Genomic DNA, 20,162 nt, shown 5'->3' on the forward strand with positions numbered 1-20,162 from the left:
CGCCTTCATCCGCGGCCAGCGCCACGGCCTGCACCGCCTCGAGATCTTCGCGACCACCGAACAGTTCGAACACCTCCTCACCGTGATGAACACCGGCACGAACCCCCGAACCACCGCCCCGAACACCCCCGACACCCCCGAGAGCAGCGGTGCGGCAGCGCCCGCCGGTCAAGACGCCGCCCGCTCGGCCGGCTCCGGCGAATGGGTTGCAACCAGCTTTGCCGCTGCTGACGGTTCCGCCGGCGGGGGCTGGAAGGTTGATACGTGCCCCGCCGGCCACGGCTGGAAGACAAGTCCCGCCAGCGAAGGCTGGGTGAGCGGTGGGGGCGGCGTGACCGCCTGCGGTTCCCCTGCTGGCGGCGTGTCGGCCGCAACGGACACCGCCCCCGCCGCCACGAACGACCACGAGCCGTCCCCGGCGGATCAGCCCGCCACGGGAACCGCCACCGCTGCGGCGGATCAGCCCGCCACGGGAACCGCCGCCGCTGAGGCGGATCAGCCCGCCACGGGAACCGTCCGGGGTGAGGACGACCGGCCCGTCGCCGGAACCGTGCGGGCTGAGGAGGGCCGGCCGGTGCCGGAGGAGGACCCCGGCGCGGCGGGCCTGGACCTGCGCACCCTGCCGCAGAAAAGGCTCGACGGCCTGGTCGGTGGCTGCAAGGCCGCCCTCGCCGCCGGCGGAGTCCCGGCCGCCGGCGGGCTCCGCCCCCAGGTCATGGTCACCATCGACTACCGCGACCTGCTCACCCGCCTCGGCACCGCCACCGGCGGCGCGGCCGCCTCGGCGCCGGTCCCCGGCACTGCGGCCGCCCCCGCACCGGTCCCCGGCGTCCCGGGACCGGCCGGCCGGGCCCTCGAGCACACCGGGTCGCTGCTGTTCACCGGACCCGTCACCGCCGGAACCGTCCGCAAGATCGCCTGCGACGCCGACATCATCCCCGTCCTGCTCGGGAGCGAGGGACGGATCCTGGACATCGGCAGGGCCTCCCGGATCTTCCCGCCCCACCAGCGCAAGGCCCTCACCGCCCTCGACCGGGGCTGTTCCTTCCCGGGCTGCACCATCCCGGCCCCGTGGTGCGAGGCCCACCACATCACCTACTGGTCCCGCGGCGGAGGCACCAGCACCGACAACGGCGCCCTGCTCTGCTCCCACCACCACCACCTGATCCACAAGGAACACTGGACCATCCAGTCCCGCAGCGGCGTGCCCTGGTTCATCCCGCCACCCCACATCGACCCCCGCCAGAGACCACGACGCAACCACTACTTCCACCCCGCCCAACTCCCCACCGCCGCATGACCGGCGGCCCGGATGACCCCACCGGCACCGGCCCCGGCACAGACAACAGCGTCCCGTCACAGCGGCACCGGCTCCGGCACGGCAGGGCCTAGAGCACCTCATCACGGCCGTCATGACGGGATGGCGCCTACGGACGCTACCCGAAGAACGCCTCCGAAGCCGTGCGGATTCTGCCACCATGGAAGTGTCAGAAGGCGCTCTGTGAACGAGGAGGCCCGGCATGCTCCACCGCTTCTACGTCAATCCGATCCTGCCGGCACAAAACGGTGACCGGGCACGGGCTTTCTACCGGGACGTCCTCGGCCTCGATCTTCTCTCCGGCCCTAGCGACGACCCGATGGTTTTCGGGGCCGCCGGCGGATCCACCATTGCCCTCAGCGAGATCCCGGACCGGGTTCCCCCGTCCTACCCCATCATCAGTTTCATGGTCACCGGCCTAGAGGAGCTGGTCGCTACGCTCAAGGCCCGCGGTGCCAACTTCCAGCCACCGTCCCCGGCCAGCTTCGGCGGTGCCGAGGGAAAGGTTGAGGGCGACATCATTGATTTCGGCCAGGTGAAGTCGGCCTTCCTAAGGGACCCTGAAGGCAACGTTCTGGCACTCAACGAATTCATGGGCTGAACTCCCGAAGCGGCGGTCACGGGCGTAACTGACACCCTGACCCGGCGCTCAAAGGCCGACGACGCCCTTCCTCGAGGGCGCAGGCTTCGACCACGGCAGGCTATTTGGCTAGGCCTGCTTGCCGGAGCGCCGGCCATCGCCGTATTGACTGGCGACGACGTGGGCCTCGGCTGGGAGCCCGACCGCTGCGGCTGGGACTGGTGGTCGGCCGACTTCGCAGGTTGTGACTGCCGGGCCTGCTGCCCGTCCCGTTGAGCTTCGGGGCGTCGAGGGGCAAGTGCTAGGCGAGATCATGGACTTCGGCCCGGTCAAATCCGCCTTCCTAAGGGACCCGGAAGGCAACGTTCTGGCACTCAACGAATTCGTCGGCTGAGCGCCTTAGGGCCGCTACCGGCCGGCGGCGTAGCCTTGCGTGCCCCTCGGATTCGCGGCAGCCTGCAGGATCCCAGTTGCGGGATCCCGTACGACGGCGGACAGCCGTCCCAGCGCCCAGTCACCGGCGCGGGTGACCACGTGGCCCCGGCGTTCAAGGCCCCCGATGACGTCCTCCCCCAACCGGTCCTCGACGACGGCGCCACCGGGCTCCCAGGTGCGCGGCCAGAAGGAACCGGGCATCGACGTCGTATGGAACGTGGGCGCGTCGATGGCCTGCTGCGGTGAGTAGCCGCCGACGATGGTCCGGAGCAGATATGGCAGCTGCCACTGGTCCTGCTGGTCGCCGCCGGGCGACCCCAGTGCGGTCACCGCCCGGCCGCCGCGCAGCACGAGAGTCGGCGTCAACGTGGTTCGCGGGCGTTTGCCGGGCGTCAGCGTGGACGGCGTGCCGGGTTCCAGCCACGTCATCTGCAGCCGCGTGCCCAGGCAGAAACCCAGCTCCGGGATCGCGGGAGAGGACTGCAGCCAGCCGCCCGACGGCGTCGCAGAGACCATGTTGCCCCAGCGGTCCACGACGTCGATATGGCAAGTATCCCCGCGGGTTTCCCCGGTCGGCGCCACGCTGGGCTCCCCGGCCCCCAGTCCGGCAGCGCCGACGCCTGCCGCGCTGCGGGCCAGGGCGGGCGGCGCGTACTCCGTCCGCAGCGGTGGGAGGTAGGGCTCGTGCCCCGGCACCTGCCCTGGCCGGAACTCATGCGAGGCCCGGTTCGTGATCATGGCACGGCGGCCCGCGGCATATTCCTCGGAGAGCAGGTAGTCCAGCGGAACGCCGGTGTCGCCGTAATAGGCTTCCCGGTCGGCCAGCGCGAGCTTCTGGGCCTCCAAAATGGTGTGCGCCCCAAGCTCGGTGGACGGGTCCAGGAACCGGTCCTCGAACCCGTCGAGGATCGCCAGGGTCTGCAAGAGCGCGGGCCCCTGGCCCCACGGCCCGGTCTTGGCGATCGTGTGCCCGCGGAACTCGACGGTGGCGGCGGCCTCGTACCCGGCTTCGAATCCGGCCAGGTCCGCCAGGGCCAGCACCCCGCGGTGGTCCGTGCCGGAGGAGTGCCGGTGCGGGACCTGCACGGATTCCGCCATGGCCCGTGCCACGAACCCCTCGCGCCATTCGCGCCGGGCCGCGTCGATCCGGGCCTCGCGGGATGGTGCGCCGGCAGCGGCCTCGATGAGGCGCTCGAGCGTCCGCGCGTAGGCCGGATTCCGGACGAGTTCACCGTCAGCCGGGATTCTGCCACCGGGCATCCACAGCTCGGCGGACGTGGGCCAGTGCTCCTGGAACAACTCGGCCACCGCGGCGATAGTGGCGCCGACCCGGCCCAACATCGGGTGCCCGTCGCGGGCGTAACCGATCGCGAAGTCCAGGACCGCGTCCAGCTCCCAGGTTCCGTGGTCGCGCAGGAGCAGGAGCCAGGCGTCGACGGCGGCAGGAACCGCGGCGGCCAAGGCACCGGAGCCCGGAACCAAATCCAGGCCCTCGGCCCGGTAGTGCTCCGCCGTGGCGGCCTCCGGCGCCGGCCCCTGGCCCATCAGGACTACTGGCTTGCCCGGTTCGTCCGCCGTGACAAAGACACCAGTCATGTCGCCGCCGGGGCCGTTGAGGTGCGGCTCCACCACATGGAGCACGAACGCCCCCGCGACTGCTGCGTCGAAGGCGTTTCCGCCGCGTTCCAACACTGCCTGCGCCGCCGCCGTCGGGAGCCAGTGCGTGGACGCACTCATCCCAAAGGTGCCTTGCAACGTGGGGCGTGTGGTGAATTCCTCTGGGCGGGTGAACGGCACACGGCCGCCCAACGATCGGGACCCGTCCGCAACTACGCCGTCAGCCAAACAGCGCCGTCACTCGGGTGAGTGTCTCGTACACGCCGTACGCGAGTGGCACCCCCACGAGGCCCCATGCGAGCACGAGTTTCCCTGTCGACGGTGTCACTGGTGTCTGTGCAGTGTTCATCTCAGGCCTCCAGGGCAGATTCGGCCGACCGCTCGCGGTCCGGGCGTGGTTCGTGGAATCGGGCGTCGACCGGTTTGACCAGCAGGTTGGCCACGAAGCCGACCACCAGCAGCGCCACCATGGTCAGCAGGGCCGGCTGGTAGGACGCGGCGTTGAGCTGGCCGGGCTTGCCCTGGGCGTCCAGGAAGGCGTTGACGATCAGCGGTCCCGCGACGCCGGCAGCGGACCATGCGGTCAGCAGCCGGCCATGAATGGCACCGACCTGGAAAGTGCCGAACAGGTCCCGCAGGTAGGCGGGCGCGGTTGCGAAGCCGCCGCCGTAGAAGGAGATGATCAGGAACGCCAGCACCACGTAGAGGAGGGTGGTGGAGGACCCGGCCAGCGCGAGCACGGTGTAGAGCACGGCGCCGCCGCCGAGGAACAGCATGTAGATGCGCTTGCGGCCGGTGACGTCGGAGGTCGCGGACCAGGCGAAGCGCCCGGCCATGTTGCCGATGGAGAGCAGCCCCACGAAGCCGGCGGCGACGCCGGCACTGACCAGGGACGCGCCGTCGGACTTGCGGAAGAAGTCCTGGATCATCGGCGCGGCCTGTTCCAGGATGCCGATGCCGGCCGTGACGTTGCAGAACAGGGCGACCCAGACCAGCCAGAACTGCCGGGTCCTGACGGCGTTCCTCGCCGAGACGTTGTCCGTGGTGACCAACTTGGACGCCTCGACCTTGGAGGGGTCAAAGCCTGCCGGCTTCCACCCCTCGGCCGGCACCTTGATGGTGAACGCACCGAACATCATGTAGGCGAGATAGACGGCGGCGAGGGTCAGGAAAAGCTTGCCGACGGCATCGCCGCTGGCCACCCAGCCCGTGGCGCCGGAGTTGGGATCGTACATCTTCAGCAGCGCCGTCGAGACGGGGCTGGCGATCAGCGCGCCGCCGCCGAATCCCATGATGGCCATGCCGGTGGCCAGCCCGGGCCGGTCGGGGAACCACTTGATCAGAGTGGAGACCGGCGAAATGTAGCCGATCCCCAGGCCGATGCCGCCCACCACGCCGTAGCCGAGATACACGAGCCAGAGCTGGTGCGTGAAAATGCCCAGGGACCCGATCAGGAAGCCGCTGGCCCAGAACACGGCCGAGGTGAACATCGCCTTGCGCGGCCCGTTCCGGTCTACCCAGGTGCCCATGACGGCGGCGGAGAGGCCCAGCATGACGATCGCGATCGAGAAGATCACGCCGATCTCGGTCAGGCTGGCGCCGAAGTGCTTCACCAGCGCGGTCTTGTAGACGCTCGTCGCGTAGGCCTGGCCGATGCACAGGTGCACGGCGAGCGCGGCGGGCGGCACGAGCCACCGGTTGAACCCCGGCGGGGCAATAGTTCGTTCGCGGTCTAGCCAGCCCATAAATGCTCCCCTGCTCGTCAACGACATCGGTGTCCAGCACATCCAGGCGACGTCCCGCGGCGGAGACCATTGCCTCCGGCAATCATGGTGCAGATGATAAGCAAACATCGTATTTATGCGCCGAGCGGTAGCTGTGTCGCGATGAACGGTAAACGCGGCCCCGTGGGTGCGGGGGTGCTACTTCCCCAGACCGGCTTTCCGGAGCGCCTCGGCCATCGCGGTGTTTGCGGGCGACGGCGTGGGCCTCGGTTGGGAGCCTGACCGTTGCGGCTGGGGCTGTCGGCCGGCTGTCTTCGGCGCTTGGGACTGCCCGGGCTGTCGCTGCCCGGCCTGCTGCCGGTCACCTTGGGGTCTACCGCTGCCCCGGGACGAAGGTGCGCTGCCGCCGGAAGCTGCCGGTTCGTCGTCGAGCCTTAGCGTGAGCGAGATGCGCTTCCGCTCCGGATCCGCTTCCAGCACCTTGACCCGGACCACCTGCCCCGATTTCACCACTTCGCGGGGATCGGACACGAACCGGTTGGCGAGCGCGGAGACGTGCACCAGCCCGTCCTGGTGCACCCCGACGTCGACGAACGCGCCGAAAGCCGCCACGTTGGTGACAGTGCCCTCCAGAACCATGCCGGGCCGCAGGTCGGAAATCTTCTCGATCCCTTCGGAGAACGCCGCCGCGGAGAACGCCGGACGGGGGTCGCGGCCCGGTTTCTCGAGCTCGGCGATGATGTCCTGCACGGTGGGCAGGCCGAAGGAGCCGTCCACGAAGTCCTGCGGGTTCAGGGCAGAAGCCAGTCCCTTCCCTGCGGCGGCCTTGATCTTCCGCGCCACCGGGTAGGCCTCCGGGTGCACGCTGGAGGCATCCAGCGGTTCCGCGCCGCCGGTGATCCGCAGGAAGCCGGCGCACTGTTCGAACGCCTTGGCGCCAAGCCGCGGAACCTTCTTCAGCTCGCTTCGCTTGGCGAACGGGCCGTGCTCGTTCCGGTAGGCCACGATGTTTTCGCTCAGCAACGGCCCGACGCCGGCCACCCGGCTCAGCAGGGCTGGCGAGGCGGTGTTGACGTCGACGCCCACGGCGTTCACGCAGTCCTCGACGACGGCGTCGAGGCTGCGGTCCAGCTTCGAGGCGGTGACGTCGTGCTGGTACTGCCCGACGCCGATCGACTTCGGCTCGATCTTCACGAGTTCGGCGAGCGGGTCCTGCAGCCTGCGGGCGATCGAGACGGCGCCCCGCAGGGACACGTCCATGCCGGGGAGCTCGGCGGCGGCCAGCGCCGAGGCCGAGTACACGGACGCGCCGGCCTCGGACACCACGATTTTCTGCGGCTTGCTTTCCGATCCGGAGGACAGCTGCTTGATCAGTTCCCCGGCGAGCTTGTCCGTTTCCCTGGACGCCGTGCCGTTGCCGATCGCCACGAGTTCGACGCCGTGCTTCTTGGCCAGGTTCACGAGGGTCCGCAGCGCCTCGTCCCATTTCCGGGCCGGGGCGTGCGGGTAGATCGTGTCCGTCGCCACCACCTTGCCGGTGCCGTCAACCACGGCGACCTTAACCCCGGTGCGGAGTCCCGGGTCCAGGCCGAGGGTGGCGCGGTTCCCGGCGGGCGCGGCGAGCAGCACGTCGCGCAGGTTGGCGGCGAAGACGCGGACAGCCTCGTCCTCGGCGGCGGCAAACATCCGGCCGCGCAGATCTCCCGTCAGCCGGGCCAGGACCCGTGAGCGCCAAGCCAGCTGGGCGGTCTGCAGCAGCCAGGCGTCGGCGGGCCGGCCGCGGTCGGCGACCCCGAGGAACCTGGCCACAGCGGCCTCATAGCGGCCGCGCGCGGCGGTGAGGGCGGCGTCGTCGTCCGGGGCCGCCTCGGCGAGGTCCAGCTCCAGCACGCCGTCCTTCTCCCCGCGCAGCAGCGCCAGAACGCGGTGCGAGGGCATCCCGGACGGCTGCTGGGAAAACTCGAAGTAGTCCTTGAACTTCTGGCCCTCGGCCTCCTTGCCCTTCTTGACCCGGGAGACCATGCGGCCCTGCGTCCAGAGCCGCTCCCGCAACGTCTCGGCCAGGTCGGCGTCCTGGGCGACGCGCTCGACCAGGATCGAACGGGCCCCGGCGAGCGCGGCAGCGGTGTCCCCGATGGAATGTTCGGCGTTGAAGTATTTGGCGGCTTCGCGTTCCGGGTCCAGCTCCGGGCGCTTCAGCAGGGCGTCGGCGAGCGGCTCCAGCCCTGCTTCGCGGGCGATCTGCGCCTTGGTGCGCCGCTTGGTCTTGAACGGCAGGTAAATGTCCTCGAGCCGCGACTTCGTGTCAGCGCCGACGACGGCGGCCTGCAGTTCCGGCGTCAACGCGCCCTGCCCGGCGATCGCCTCCAGGATGGTCCGACGGCGGTCCTCGAGCTCGCGGAGGTACCGCAGCCGCTCCTCCAGATCGCGGAGCTGGGTGTCATCCAGGGTTCCGGTGGCCTCCTTGCGGTACCGGGCGATGAAGGGCACGGTGGATCCCGCGTCGAGCAGCTCCACGGCGGCCTTCACCTGCCACGCCTGCACACCGAGCTCCCCGGCGATCTGCGCGGCGATGCCGGACTCCTGGGTCTGCGGGGTGCCGGTCTTGACCGACGGGCTGGAAGCGGGTGAGGCGGGGCGCTGCGGGAGTTGAGTCACCCTTCCCATTTTGCCCTACGGCGCTGACCGGGGCGGCAGCTGGCCTACGGCGGCCGTACTGCCGGGCCGGCTGGACCGCTGGTCCGGTCGGGTTCGTGGCCCTGCCGGCCGGGCCAGATTGTCGGTGGCCTTTGATAGCTTGGCAGTAAGAGATCGACGGCGGCAGTCACGCCGTCCACCGAGCTCGACAGGGCCACAACGACGGGGGCACAGTGTTTTTCCTTGAACCTGAGGTGCCGGGCTCAGCGCCGGACCTGGTCTACTCCGCGAGCGATCTTGTGGTGGCCGCGACCTGCGAGTACCAGCTGCTCCGGAAACTGGACGAGAAACTGGGCCGCACCCCGAAGGCGGAGTTCGGCGAGGATGAGATGCTCAAGTACGCCGCCAGACTCGGCGACGTCCACGAGCAAAATGTCCTGGCCGGGTTCGTGGAGCAGTTCGGACCCTGGGATCCTTCTGCCGGACGCGGCGTGTACGACGTCGTCCCCGCCGACAGCATGGACCGCGCCACCCTGTCCGCCAAGCACGCAGAATCCATCGATGCGCTGCGGGCCGGCGCCGACGTCGTCTTCCAGGCGGCCTTTTTCGACGGCCAGTTCCATGGCCGCTCCGACTTCCTGGTGCGGCGGCCGGACGGAAGCTACTCCGTGTTCGACACCAAGCTCGCCCGCCATGCCAAGGTGACGGCGCTGCTCCAGCTTGCGGCCTACGGGGACCAACTCCTGAAGGCCGGCATTACACCGGATCCGGCGGTCACCCTGGTCCTGGGTGCCACCGTTCCGCTGCCGGACGGCGGCTTCGACTACCTTCGCGGCCACCACAGGCTGCCGGACCTCCTGCCGGTTTTCCGGGAACGCCGCGAGCGCTTCCTCGCCCTGACTTCGGAGCACATCGCACAGCCCGGCCCCGTCCACTGGGGCAGGGCCGGCCTCACCGCCTGCGGGCGCTGCGACTACTGCCAGGAGATGGTCAAGGCCACGGACGATCTCCTCTTGGTGGCGCGGATGAACTCCAGACAACGCAAGGCGCTGCACGCCCGGCAGATCTTCACCGTCAAGGAACTCGCCGAAGCAGACCTTGCCGGCGCGAACGGCGCACTGCAGCGGCTGCAGGAGCAGGCCCGGATGCAAAGCGGGACAGGCACTCCGGACGGCAGCGTCCGGTACGCCAAGGACGGGACGGAACACACCATCAGCTACCGGGTGATCCCGGAGAACATTCTGGCCGAACTGCCGCCACCGAGCCCGGGCGACATCTTCTTCGACTTCGAGGGCGACCCGCTTTGGCAGGACAGCACCACGGGGGCCTGGGGACTGGAGTACCTGTTTGGGGTCATTGAGGCGTCGGCCGCGCCGGGCGCCCCCGGCATCTTCAAGCCGTTCTGGGCGCACAACCGGGAGGCCGAGAAACAGGCTTTCCTGGATTTCCTCGATTACGTCGAAAAGCGCCGGCAGGCCTACCCGGACATGCATGTCTACCACTACGCCGCGTATGAGAAGACCGCCCTCCGCAAACTCTCCGTGATGCACGTTGCGGGCGAGGACACGGTTGATAGCTGGCTGCGGGAAGGCCTGCTCGTTGACCTATACCAGACGGTGCGGAACAGCCTCAGGATTTCCGAGAACTCCTACAGCATCAAGAAGCTCGAACCCCTCTACATGGGAACGAGGCTCCGCTCCGGGGACGTGAAGGATGCCGGCGCTTCCGTGGTGGCCTACTCCCACTACTGCCAGGCGCGCGAGGAGAAGCGGACCGAGGACGCGGACAAAATCCTGGCCAGCATCTCGGACTACAACGAATACGACTGCCTCTCCACGCTGGAACTCCGTGACTGGCTCCTGGGCCTGGCCCAGGAACGCGGAATCGCGCCGCGGGGCGTTGCGGTCAGCGGCGGCGGCGGTTTGCCGGGAACCGGGGCGGCGGTGGGCAAGCCAGCGGCGGGCTCCGACTCTCGGTCCGTCGACGCTGCAGCGAACGATCCCGCCCTGACCCCTGCCGAGATCGCGCTGATGACGTTTGCGGCGCCCGGGACGGCATTGCCGGATGATGACCGGAAGGCCGTCGCGATGTTGGCGGCCGCGGTCAGCTACCACCGCCGCGAGCGCAAGTCATTCTGGTGGGCGCACTTCGACCGCTGCGAGTACGGCCCCGAGACGCATGACCGGGACAGGAACGTGTTCCTGGTCGAAGCCGCCGAGATTCTCGACGAGTGGCAGCAGACGGGCACCAAGCTTCCCGAACGGCGGGTCAAGCTGACCGGCACCGTCAGTCCGGGCTCAGATCTGCGCGAAGGCAGCAAATGGTTCCGGATGTACGCCGTCCCGCTTCCCGCCGGGCTCGACGGCACCGGGAAGGACGGGGCCGGGCGCAACGGCTGGTTCGGAACGGAGATTCTAGAGCTAGGCCACGACGACGGGAAAGACACCGTCATCATCCGGGACCGGCTTCACCGAAAAATTCCGCCGCACAATGACCTTCCGGTGGCGCTCACGGAGGACCAGCCCCTCGCCACCAAGAGCATTGAGGAAGCCTTGCAAGCCCTCGCCAGCCGAGTGGCAAGTGGCCTGGAATCCTCGTCCCTTCCCAAACATCCCGCGTTGGACCTCGTCCGCCGCCTGCCGCCGCGGCTGGTTGCCGGCAGTCCGCTGCCGCGGCCAGGTGTCGGGCCGGACCGGTTCATCGATGCGATCACGGAGGCCGTTCAGGGTCTGGACCACTCCTACCTCGCCGTGCAGGGTCCCCCCGGCACGGGAAAAACGCATGTGGGTTCGCACGTCATCGCCCGCCTGGTGGAGCGGGGCTGGAAGGTCGGCGTCGTGGGGCAGTCCCACGCCGTCGTCGAGAACCTGCTGACCACCGCGGTGACCAAGGCCGGAGTAGACCCCGCCCGCGTCGCGAAAGAAGTGAAGCACAACGCCCCGATCCCGTGGCCGCGCCGCACCGCCAAGGACGTCTCGGCTGTCCTCGGGTCTGCTGGCGGGGCCCTGATCGGCGGCACCGCTTGGACAATGACAGGCGCCACGGTCCCGCCCGGGTCGCTGGATCTTTTGGTGATCGACGAGGCCGGACAGTTCTCCCTGGCCAACACCCTGGCCGTGGCCCAGGCCAGCAGCCGGCTGCTCCTGCTCGGCGACCCTCAGCAGTTGCCGCAGGTCAGCCAGGGCCGGCACCCCGAACCCGTCGACGAGTCCGCGCTGGGCTGGATTTCCGCTGGCCACGCCACGCTTCCGCCCGAACTCGGCTACTTCCTGGCCGACTCGTGGCGGATGAATTCCGAGCTGTGCCGGGCCGTGTCGGAATTGTCCTACGAGGGCCGTTTGCAGTCGGCGCCGGCGGCGGACCTGCGGCTGCTGGCGGGCGTCCCCGCGGGAATCGAGACGGTCATGGTGGAGCACAGTGGCAATACGACGTCCTCCCCCGAGGAAGCTGCGGAGGTCGTCCGGCAAGTGCGGCGGCACCTCGGACTTTCCTGGCACGCCGAAGACGGCATGCGGCCCCTGGCTGAAACGGACATCCTGGTGGTGGCGGCCTACAACGCCCAGGTCAACACGATCCGCGACGCGTTGGACGGCGCCGGCCTGCCCGGTGTGCGGGTGGGGACGGTGGACAAGTTCCAGGGCCAGGAAGCCGCGGTGGTTATTGTGTCGATGGCTTGTTCGGCCGCTGCCGAGGCTCCGCGCGGGATGGAGTTCCTGCTCTCTCGCAACCGGATCAACGTGGCCGTATCCCGCGGGCAGTGGCGTGCAGTGATTGTCCGGGCGACGGAGCTGACCCACTACCTCCCCACCCATCCCGAGGGCATGGAGCAACTGGGCGGCTTCATCGGCCTGTGCCAAAGGTCAGTCCGCGCCTAGTTCACGGGGACATGCCCGCTCTCCACAGCGGGACATGTCCATCCTTGGACCCCCGCACCAAGGGACATGTCCTTCCCCCGGCCCCGCAGAGGCACATGCCATCCGTCGGCACCCGCACCGAAGGACATGCCCGGTCTTGGCCACCACAAAGGGACATGTCCATTCTTCGGCTCCTGCGCCGGGGCACATGTCCATTGCTAGGCGCGGTCACTGAGCACAACAGCATTATGTCCACTGCTCGAGGCCGGGACAGGACATGTCCAGTGGCGCGCTGCCCGCAGGGCGTTCGGCAGCTTACCCCGGAAGCCGGTCCGCGAGCAGCAAGGCCTCATCGAGCACGCGCCCGAAGTTCGCGGGATCGTGCGCGAAGCGGCCCAGAAATAGGCCGGAGACGGCGTCCAGTGCGGGCAGCAGGCCCGGCTTGGCTGAGCCGCCGTAGATGACCGGCAGCTCCGGCACCCCGGCCACGGCAAGCCGGTCCCGGAGCCGGCGGACGACATCGGACACGTAGTCCGCGCCGGCGGGCTCGGCCGCGCCGATGGCCCAGACCGGTTCGTAGGCCACCACCAGCCGGCGTGCAAGGTTCCAGTCGCCGTCGACGGCCGATTCGATCTGGCCGTACACGTGGTCCGCCGCGGCAGCGGCCAGCCCGCGGCCGGTCTCCCCCACGCACAGCAGGGGCGTCAGCCCGGCGTCGCCCGCCGCCCGGGTCTTGAGGGCCACCATGGCGTCGTCCTCACCGAAGTGGCGGCGCCGTTCGGCATGCCCGATCTCGACGAACCGGACGCCGAGTTCCGCGAGCATGGACGGGGCCACCTCGCCGGTCCACGGGCCGTCGGCCCAGCCGCAGTTCTGGGCACCGAGCAGCAGCGGCGACCCGGCCAGGAGCTCGGCTGCCGCCGGCAGGACGGGGAAGGAGGGGATGACAAACGGGACAACCCGCCCGGCCGCGAGGGCCGGACGGGCGTCCACTTCGTGCCGCAACTGCGCCAGCCAGTCCAGGCTGTCCCGGTAGCCCAGGTACATCTTGGTGCTGACACCGACCAGGGTGACGGGGACGGACGATGGGCTGTTGGGCTGCTGCTGCATTATTTGGTGCTTTCTGCTGTTCCTGTTGAAGGGTGCTGGAGACCTTACTTTTCCAGCAGCTCGTCGGCCTTGTTGTGGAACCTCTTCGTCACGTACATCATGACCGCGGCCAGAAACGGCAGCACGCCCAGGGCGAAGACGCCTGCGGAGCCGGTGGCGTCATTGGCGATCTGGTTGACGCTGGTGCGCAGGATCGGTGCGACGAAACCGCCAAGGTTGCCGAGCGAGTTGATCAGGCCGATGCCCGCCGCAGCAGCCGTTCCGGTCAGGAACGCGGTCGGGTAGGACCACGCGATGGGTCCGATGGAGAGGAAGCTGCAGACGGCAAGGGTGATGAAGACGATGCCGAGTGCCGGGAGGTGGTTGGTGCCGGCCCAGGCGGAGCCGAAGATGCACAGGCCCGTGGAAACGAAGAGCCAGGTGCCCCAGACGCGGCGTCGGATCACCGTGTTGGCGGCCTTGCCGATGAAGTAGCAGGCGAAGATGCCGAAGAACCACGGGATTGCTGCCATGAGTCCGACGGCGAGCCCGACTTTCTGGCCGGTCAGCTGCGCCACCTGCTGCGGCAGGTAGAAAGTGACGCCGTAGACGGCGATCTGCAGGCAGAAGTAGATGATGGTGAAGTACCAGACCTTGCCGTTGCGCATGGCGGGGAGCACGCCGCGCGGTCCGGTCTCTTCCTTGACGTTGTCCTCCAGTGCCATGACGTCCAGGAGCGCCTTCTTCTCGTCCGTGTCCAGGAACTTCGCGTCCTGCGGGCTGTTGATCAGGAAGAAATACGCGGCGACGCCGGCGACGACAGCCAGCATGCCTTCAACGAAGAACATGACCTGCCAGCCTTCGACGCCGGGAACCTGGTCGCCGATGTTGATGAGCCAGCCGGAGAGCGGTGCGCCCATCATCTGGGAGAACGGCTGGGCCAGGTAGAAGATGGCGAACATCTTGACCCGGACCTTGTTGGGGAACCACGCCGCCAGGAACATGATGACGCCCGGGAACAGGCCGGCCTCGGTGACGCCAAGGAGGAAGCGCAGGATGATGAACGACGTCTCACCCTGGACGAACGCGAAGCACGCGGACACAATGCCCCAGGTGATGGCGATGCGGGCCAGCCACACCTTGGCGCCGAATTTGGTCAGCAGCAGGTTGCTGGGGATTTCGAACAGAGCGTAGCCGATGAAGAAGATCCCGGCGCCCAGGGCGAAAGCGCCCGCACTGATGCCCTTGTCCACCCCCAGGGCCGCCTCGGAGAACCCCACGTTGGTGCGGTCCAGGAAGGCGACGACGTACAGGATCACCAGCATGGGCATAAGCCGGCGGGACGCCTTGGAAATGGCCGATTTAAGGACCGGCGTCTCCAGTAAGTCCCGGGTGGACGTTGTTGTATCGGACATCAAATAACTCCTCATCGAGCAATCAGTAGGTGCAACTCAGTGGGTGAATCAGGTGCGTGGAGAGCGGCCGGATCCGGACCAGCCCGCTCTGCCGAGGGCAAAGCGGGCCTGGCCGGATCCGGCCAGGAAAAGCTGTTCTAGCGCGAGAAAGCGATCATCAGCACCCCGGCCAGGCAGGCCAGGATCCCGACGGCGAGGTAGATCTTGCGCCCCTTGCTCCAGGATGCGAATCCCGAGGAAACGGATCCGGAAGTGGTTCGGTTTTGGCTGTGTTGTGCCACGATGTTTCTTCCTTAGTGCATGTAGAGCCCGCCATCCACATTCAGCGTCTGGCCGGAGATGTACCCGGCGTCCTCGCTGATGAGGAAGGCGATGGCTGCTGCGATGTCCCGGGTGGAGCCAACGCGGTTGACCACGAGGTCCTGAGTGAGTTCGTTCTTGCGTTCCTCGCTGAGGGTGCCGCCCATGATGTCGGTGTCGATCGGGCCAGGCGAGATGGCGTTGACCGTGATGTCGTATTCGCCCAGTTCCCGGGCGGTGGACCGGGTCAGGCCGATCACCCCTGCCTTCGCCACCGAGTACGGCGTCTTGGAGAACGTCCCGCCGCCGCGCTGCGCGGAGACGGAGGAGATGTTCACGATGCGCCCGATCCGGTTCTTCACCATGGATTCCGCGACCCGGCGGGTGGCGTAGTGGACTCCGTTGAGGTTGATGTTGAGCACCCGGTCCCACTCGGCGGCGTCGAGCTCCAGGTACGGAACCGGTGAGCTGACGCCGGCCACGTTGGCGAGGGCCACGATCTGCGGCAGCTCCGCCTCGATGGCGTCGATCGCCGCACGGACCGAGGCCTCGTCCGAAACGTTGGCGCCGGCGCCGAAGGCCTGGACGCCGTGCTCGGCGGCCAGTTCCTTGGCCGCGGCCTTGCAGCGGGCGTCATCGAGGTCGATGATGCCGATGTTCCAGCCCTGTGACGCCAGGTAGCTGGCGGTGGCGCGGCCGATGCCTCGCTCGGAGACGGCACCGGTGACGATCGCGGTGCGTGCTGCGGGGAAAGCGCTCATGGAAATGCTCCTGAAGGTGTGAAGAGTGAAGGGAATCAGTTGATGGGGGCGGGGCCGAGCTCGTCGATGAGCTTCTGCATCGCCACGTACGCCTTGTTCCGGTACGCGATCAGCTCCGGGGTGCGCTCGGCCGGGACGTTGAGGAAGCCCGCGCCGGTCTTAGTGCCCAGCTTTCCGGCCTCCACCAGGTCGGAGAGGATCTTCGGCGTGGCAAAGCGCTCCGGGAAATCGGTCTGGAGCGACTTGTAGCAGAAGTTGTAGACGTCCAGGCCAGCCATGTCGGCGATGGCGAAGGGCCCGAAGAACGGCAGCCGGAAACCAAAGGTGGTGCGGACCAGGGTGTCGACGTCCTCCGCCGTCGCGATTTCCTGCTCCACCAGCTGCGCGGCCTCGTGGAACAGCGCGTACTGGAGCCGGTTGAGCACGAATCCGGTGACGTCCTTGACGACGGCGGTCTGCTTGCCGGCGGCGTGGACCAATTCGCGGACGGCGCCGACCGTGGCTACCGAGGTGCCGGCGTGAGGGATGATTTCCACGCCGGGGATGAACGGCGACGGGTTGGAGAAGTGCACGCCCAGGAAGCGTTCGGGGTTGGTGACCGGCTCGGACAGGTCCGCGATCGAAATCGTGGAGGTGTTGGAACCGATGATGGCGTCCGGCCGGGCGGCGGCGCTGATGCGGGCCAGCGTCTCGTGCTTGATCGCGATGACCTCGGGGACGGCTTCCTCGATGAAGTCGGCGTCCGCCACGGCTTCCTCGATGTCCTTGGCGGCCCAGAGGTTCTGCTTGAGGATGGCGGTGGCGCCTTCCGGGAAGAGGCCGTCGGCGACGAACTGATCGGATTCCGTCAGGAGCCGCTCGTAGTTCTTCTGGGCAACTTCGGCGGACACGTCGGCCAGCGCCACTCGGGCCCCGCCGAGCGCCAGGACCTGGGCGATGCCGCCGCCCATGTAGCCGGAGCCGACGACGGCGATCTTGCGGGCGGCGTTGATGGCGGCTGCGGTGTTTGCTGCTTCAGTCATGTTCAGTCTGCCTTCGTGTAAACGGGTTCGTACGAGCAAATGGCGTCCACCTTCGCGGCGGAGGAGGAGTTTTCGTCGAAGCGGTGGCCCAGCCATTCGCCGACGAGCTTCTTGGCGAGTTCCAGCCCGATGACGCGCTGGCCCATGGTGAGGACTTGGGCGTTGTTGCTCAGGACCGAGCGCTCCACGGAGTAGCTGTCGTGGGCGGTGACGGCCCGGATGCCGGGGACCTTGTTGGCCGCGATCGCCACACCCAGGCCGGTGCCGCAGATCAGCAGCGCCCGGTCGGCGTCGCCCTCGGCGACTTTGCGGGCCGCGTCGACGGCCACGTGGGGGTAGGCGGTGGAGTCGTCGGGTCCGACGCCGATGTCCTGGACGGAGGCGACGCGGGGATCGGCTTCAAGCAGCGCCTTGAGCGCGTTTTTGTATTCGACGCCGGCCTCGTCGTTGCCGACGACGATGCGCCAGCCCTTAGTGTCAGTCATTTGTTGCTCCATTTCCGGCCGCTGCGGCCAGCTTAGAATTGTCGGTTTCCGAAGCGGCGCCGGATTCGATGTAGGCGGCGATCCGCTCGGTGATGAGTCCGAAGGAGACCGCACCGGGATCGGGGTGGCCCAGGCTCTTTTCGGCCAGGGGGCGGGCCCGGCCCTTGAGCGGTCGCAGGTCCGCCGTCTGCCGGGCCGCCTCGGTTGCCGCGGCTGCGGCCTCGGCGAGGGCACCGCTGAGGGAGGCGCCGCCGTCGGACGCTTTCAAGAAGGCGTCCCGGAACGGCAGGAGGGCGTCCACCATGGTCTTGTCGCCCGGTTCTGCCTTGCCGAGTTCGGTGATGGCGTCCGTGAACGCCGTGACGGCGGCGGCCGCATCCGCGGCCAGGTACGACTCGCGGTTGCCCAGGGCCAGGCCGGCGGCGATCACGGCGGATCCCCACAGCGCTCCGGAGGTTCCGCCGGCGCGCTCGCTCCACGCTTCCCCGGCCTCGGTGAGGACGCGTTCAACCGGGGCTCCGGCCGCCGCGTTCTGCTCGCCCGCGGCTGCCGCGGCTTCAACGCCGCGGCGCATGCCGATGCCGTGGTCGCCGTCGCCGGCGATGGCGTCCAGGTTGCCCAGTTCCTCAACATGTTCGACGACGACGTCGCGCACCTGGGCGAGCACGGCTGCTGCCAGCCGGCCCAGATCCGCGGACGCCGCGGTGGCCTTCTCGGTCTCCTCGGCTGCGGTGTCTTCCGGGCCCGCGAGTTCGCGGCGGGCGCGGGGCGCCAGATTGCCCTTCCGGAACGCGGGGGTGTCTGCAGGGGCTGCCCAGTACTGCTCGAGTTCATCGTCCAGCCACAGCAGCGTCAGCGAGAGTCCGGACATGTCCAGGCTTGTGACGAGCTCGCCGCATTCCGGTTCCACCACGGTGAGCCCGGCGGCGGTGAGCAGCTTTTCGACCTTGCCGAAGAGCAGGAACAGTTCGTCGTATTTGACGGTGCCGAGGCCGTTGACGATCGCCACCACGCGGGTGCCGGCGTCCTCCGGTTTGTCGGCCAGCAGCCGGGACACGAGGAGCTCGGCCAGTTCGGAGGCCGTGGGCATGGGGTGGTCGGAGATGCCGGGTTCGCCGTGGATGCCCAGGCCGAGGGACATGTGCCCCGCGGGGACGGAGAACAGGGGCGCGTCCGCGCCGGGCAGGGTGCAGCCGTCGAAGGCGACGCCGAGGGACCGGGTGCGGTGGTTCGTCCGGATGGCCAGGCGTTCGACGTTGTCCAGGCTCAGTCCGGCCTCGGCGGCCGCGCCGGCGATTTTGAAGACCGTGAGGTCCCCGGCGATGCCGCGGCGCTTCTCGATCTCCTCCAGCGGGGCACTGGCGATGTCGTCCGTGACCAGGACGGTGCGGGTCTCGATGCCTTCGGCGTTCAGGCGCAGTTGGGCCTGGCCAAAGTGCAGGACGTCGCCGGCGTAGTTGCCGTAGCTCAGCAGCACGCCGCCGCCGGCGTTGGCCGCCTTGGCCACCCGGTAGACCTGGCCGGCCGCGGGCGAGGCGAACATGTTGCCGCACGCCGAGGCGGTGGCCAGGCCCGCCCCGACGAGTCCGGCGAAAGCAGGGTAGTGCCCGGAGCCGCCGCCGATCACCAGGGCCACCTGCCCGGCCGGGACCTCGGTGGAGCGGACGACGCCGCCGTCGACACGGGCCACGTAGCCGCGGTTGGCCGCGACGAAGCCGTCCAGTGCCTCATCCGCGAAGTCGGCGGGGTTGTCGAAGATCTGGGTCATGGTTTCCTCATTGAATCCGTCATAGAGATGTACTGCTGAAGATCTGGGGTGGTGCGGCCGCCCCCCCAAATGGCTTGGCGGCCGCACCGGACCGGGTCAGACGCCGGCAGGGTCAGACGCCGGCGAGCTCCGCGGGGGCGGGCTGCTGCCGGCCCTGGGCCACCTGGCTCTGCCCGAGGGCGTAGCCGTCCGTCTTCGGCAGCACGTGCCGGCGGAGGTAGTCCTGGTTGCTGGCCGTGACGCTGAGGCCGTCGCCGCCGTAGTGCTCAGTGCACAGAATGCCCTGGAAGCCGACGGAGAGCGCCACCTTGAACGCCTCACGGTAGTTGATGAGGCCGCTTTCCATCGGGGCGGGCATCGCGACGTAGGTGTCGCGGGCCACGTCCTCGTCGCGGATGTAGTTCTTCATGTGCCAGTAGTTGGAGTACGGGAGGGTCTTGGCGACCATCTCGCGCCAGTCCTCGATCGGGCGGTGAAGCCGGATGAGGTTGCCAAGGTCCGGGTTGAGCCCGACGTTGGCCAGGCCGATGTCCTGGACCAGCTGGACGGAAGAATCCGCGGTGCCGAGGTAGGTGTCCTCGTACATTTCGAGCGACAGCAGGACGCCGACCTCGGCCGCGTGCTGGCCGAGCTCCCGCAGGCGGGTCACTGCCTTGTTCCAGGTTTCCTTGTCCCCCACCGGGTCCTTGTAGCCCTCGACGGTCCAGAACCAGAGCTGCTTCTGCTGCTCGGCGGTGATGGCCTGGTGCAGCCCAAACGATACGACTTCGCAGCCCAGGGCGGCCGCGGCGTCGATGGTGCGGTGGCTGTAGGCCAGGTTGGCCTCCCAGTTGCCCTCCTCGATGACGCTGCGGCGGATGGCCGAAATGACCGGGACTCCGATCCCGACGGTGTCCGCGGTCTGCTTGAACTCGGCGAGACGGGCCGGGGTCAGGTCGCCCGGGCGGACCCAGCTGTCGGTGAGGTCAGCGTTGGCGAAACCGGCGTCCTTCACTTCCTGAAGCACTTCGGCCCAGGCCGAGGCAGGCGCGTCGTTGATCTGGGTGCCCTGGGCGTCGGTGCCCGGGAACTGCAGCAGGGCCGCGCTGATGGGCCAGTTTTCGGCGGTGTAAGCCATGGGGTCACTCCTTCGTGGAATCCTGTTTCCTATAGGATTT

15 protein-coding genes are annotated in these 20,162 nt (G+C 68.6%); 3 read left to right on the top strand and 12 right to left on the bottom strand.

The annotated features are described in order from the left end of the window. Positions 1-1,300: HNH endonuclease signature motif containing protein (locus ACFVVK_RS10475; RefSeq protein ID WP_390266357.1), on the top strand; the 1,300-nt coding region annotated here is incomplete at its 5' end. Between the two features lie 220 nt (positions 1,301-1,520). Then, positions 1,521-1,919: a VOC family protein gene (locus ACFVVK_RS10480; protein ID WP_390266358.1), complete on the top strand. Its 399-nt coding sequence runs from the start codon at positions 1,521-1,523 to the stop codon at positions 1,917-1,919. 387 nt (positions 1,920-2,306) lie between these two features. Here ACFVVK_RS10480 and ACFVVK_RS10485 read toward each other — a convergent pair whose 3' ends face one another. The 4 genes from ACFVVK_RS10485 to ACFVVK_RS10500 form a co-directional block, all read right to left on the bottom strand. Beyond that, positions 2,307-4,070 carry a gamma-glutamyltransferase family protein gene (locus tag ACFVVK_RS10485; protein ID WP_390266359.1) on the bottom strand — a complete coding sequence of 588 codons (1,764 nt, stop codon included), beginning with the start codon at positions 4,068-4,070 and terminating at the stop codon, positions 2,307-2,309. Positions 4,071-4,170: 100 nt separating this feature from the next. Then, a complete protein-coding gene (locus ACFVVK_RS10490; RefSeq protein ID WP_390266360.1) occupies positions 4,171-4,299 on the bottom strand; it encodes a hypothetical protein in 129 nt (42 codons plus the stop codon). A 1-nt stretch (position 4,300) separates the two neighbouring features. Continuing rightward, a complete protein-coding gene (locus tag ACFVVK_RS10495) occupies positions 4,301-5,695 on the bottom strand; it encodes an OFA family MFS transporter (RefSeq protein WP_390266361.1) in 1,395 nt (464 codons plus the stop codon). Positions 5,696-5,872: 177 nt separating this feature from the next. Continuing rightward, positions 5,873-8,332, bottom strand: coding sequence for a Tex-like N-terminal domain-containing protein (locus ACFVVK_RS10500; RefSeq protein WP_390266362.1), 2,460 nt, complete (start codon positions 8,330-8,332; stop codon positions 5,873-5,875). A 212-nt stretch (positions 8,333-8,544) separates the two neighbouring features. Between ACFVVK_RS10500 and ACFVVK_RS10505 the strand changes: the two genes are divergently transcribed. Beyond that, a complete protein-coding gene (locus ACFVVK_RS10505; RefSeq protein WP_390266363.1) occupies positions 8,545-12,186 on the top strand; it encodes a TM0106 family RecB-like putative nuclease in 3,642 nt (1,213 codons plus the stop codon). A 294-nt stretch (positions 12,187-12,480) separates the two neighbouring features. Here the strand turns inward: ACFVVK_RS10505 and ACFVVK_RS10510 are convergent, their stop codons facing one another. The 8 genes from ACFVVK_RS10510 to ACFVVK_RS10545 all read right to left on the bottom strand — a co-directional run bounded on the left by ACFVVK_RS10510 (position 12,481) and on the right by ACFVVK_RS10545 (position 20,122). Next, positions 12,481-13,275 carry a triose-phosphate isomerase family protein gene (locus ACFVVK_RS10510; protein WP_390266364.1) on the bottom strand — a complete coding sequence of 265 codons (795 nt, stop codon included), beginning with the start codon at positions 13,273-13,275 and terminating at the stop codon, positions 12,481-12,483. Between the two features lie 44 nt (positions 13,276-13,319). Next, positions 13,320-14,669 carry an MFS transporter gene (locus tag ACFVVK_RS10515; protein WP_390266365.1) on the bottom strand — a complete coding sequence of 450 codons (1,350 nt, stop codon included), beginning with the start codon at positions 14,667-14,669 and terminating at the stop codon, positions 13,320-13,322. A 137-nt stretch (positions 14,670-14,806) separates the two neighbouring features. Then, complete coding sequence (locus ACFVVK_RS10520; protein ID WP_390266366.1) at positions 14,807-14,950, bottom strand: hypothetical protein; 144 nt, start codon at positions 14,948-14,950, stop codon at positions 14,807-14,809. A 12-nt stretch (positions 14,951-14,962) separates the two neighbouring features. Further along, the gene (locus ACFVVK_RS10525; RefSeq protein WP_390266367.1) at positions 14,963-15,730 is read right to left on the bottom strand and encodes an SDR family NAD(P)-dependent oxidoreductase; all 768 of its coding nucleotides are present in this window, start codon (positions 15,728-15,730) and stop codon (positions 14,963-14,965) included. A 35-nt stretch (positions 15,731-15,765) separates the two neighbouring features. Continuing rightward, the gene (locus ACFVVK_RS10530) at positions 15,766-16,752 is read right to left on the bottom strand and encodes a 3-hydroxyacyl-CoA dehydrogenase family protein (RefSeq protein ID WP_390266368.1); all 987 of its coding nucleotides are present in this window, start codon (positions 16,750-16,752) and stop codon (positions 15,766-15,768) included. A 2-nt stretch (positions 16,753-16,754) separates the two neighbouring features. Beyond that, positions 16,755-17,237: a ribose-5-phosphate isomerase gene (locus ACFVVK_RS10535; RefSeq protein WP_390266369.1), complete on the bottom strand. Its 483-nt coding sequence runs from the start codon at positions 17,235-17,237 to the stop codon at positions 16,755-16,757. Beyond that, positions 17,230-19,005, bottom strand: coding sequence for a dihydroxyacetone kinase subunit DhaL (gene dhaL / locus ACFVVK_RS10540; RefSeq protein WP_390266370.1), 1,776 nt, complete (start codon positions 19,003-19,005; stop codon positions 17,230-17,232). Before dhaL ends, ACFVVK_RS10535 begins: the two co-directional genes overlap by 8 nt. A 112-nt stretch (positions 19,006-19,117) precedes the next feature. Beyond that, positions 19,118-20,122, bottom strand: a complete 1,005-nt coding sequence (locus ACFVVK_RS10545) for a sugar phosphate isomerase/epimerase family protein (protein WP_390266371.1) — start codon at positions 20,120-20,122, stop codon at positions 19,118-19,120. Between the last annotated feature and the right edge of the window lie 40 nt (positions 20,123-20,162).

Origin of the sequence: Arthrobacter sp. NPDC058192, from assembly GCF_042883665.1 — a bacterium.
Lineage (GTDB): Bacteria > Actinomycetota > Actinomycetes > Actinomycetales > Micrococcaceae > Arthrobacter.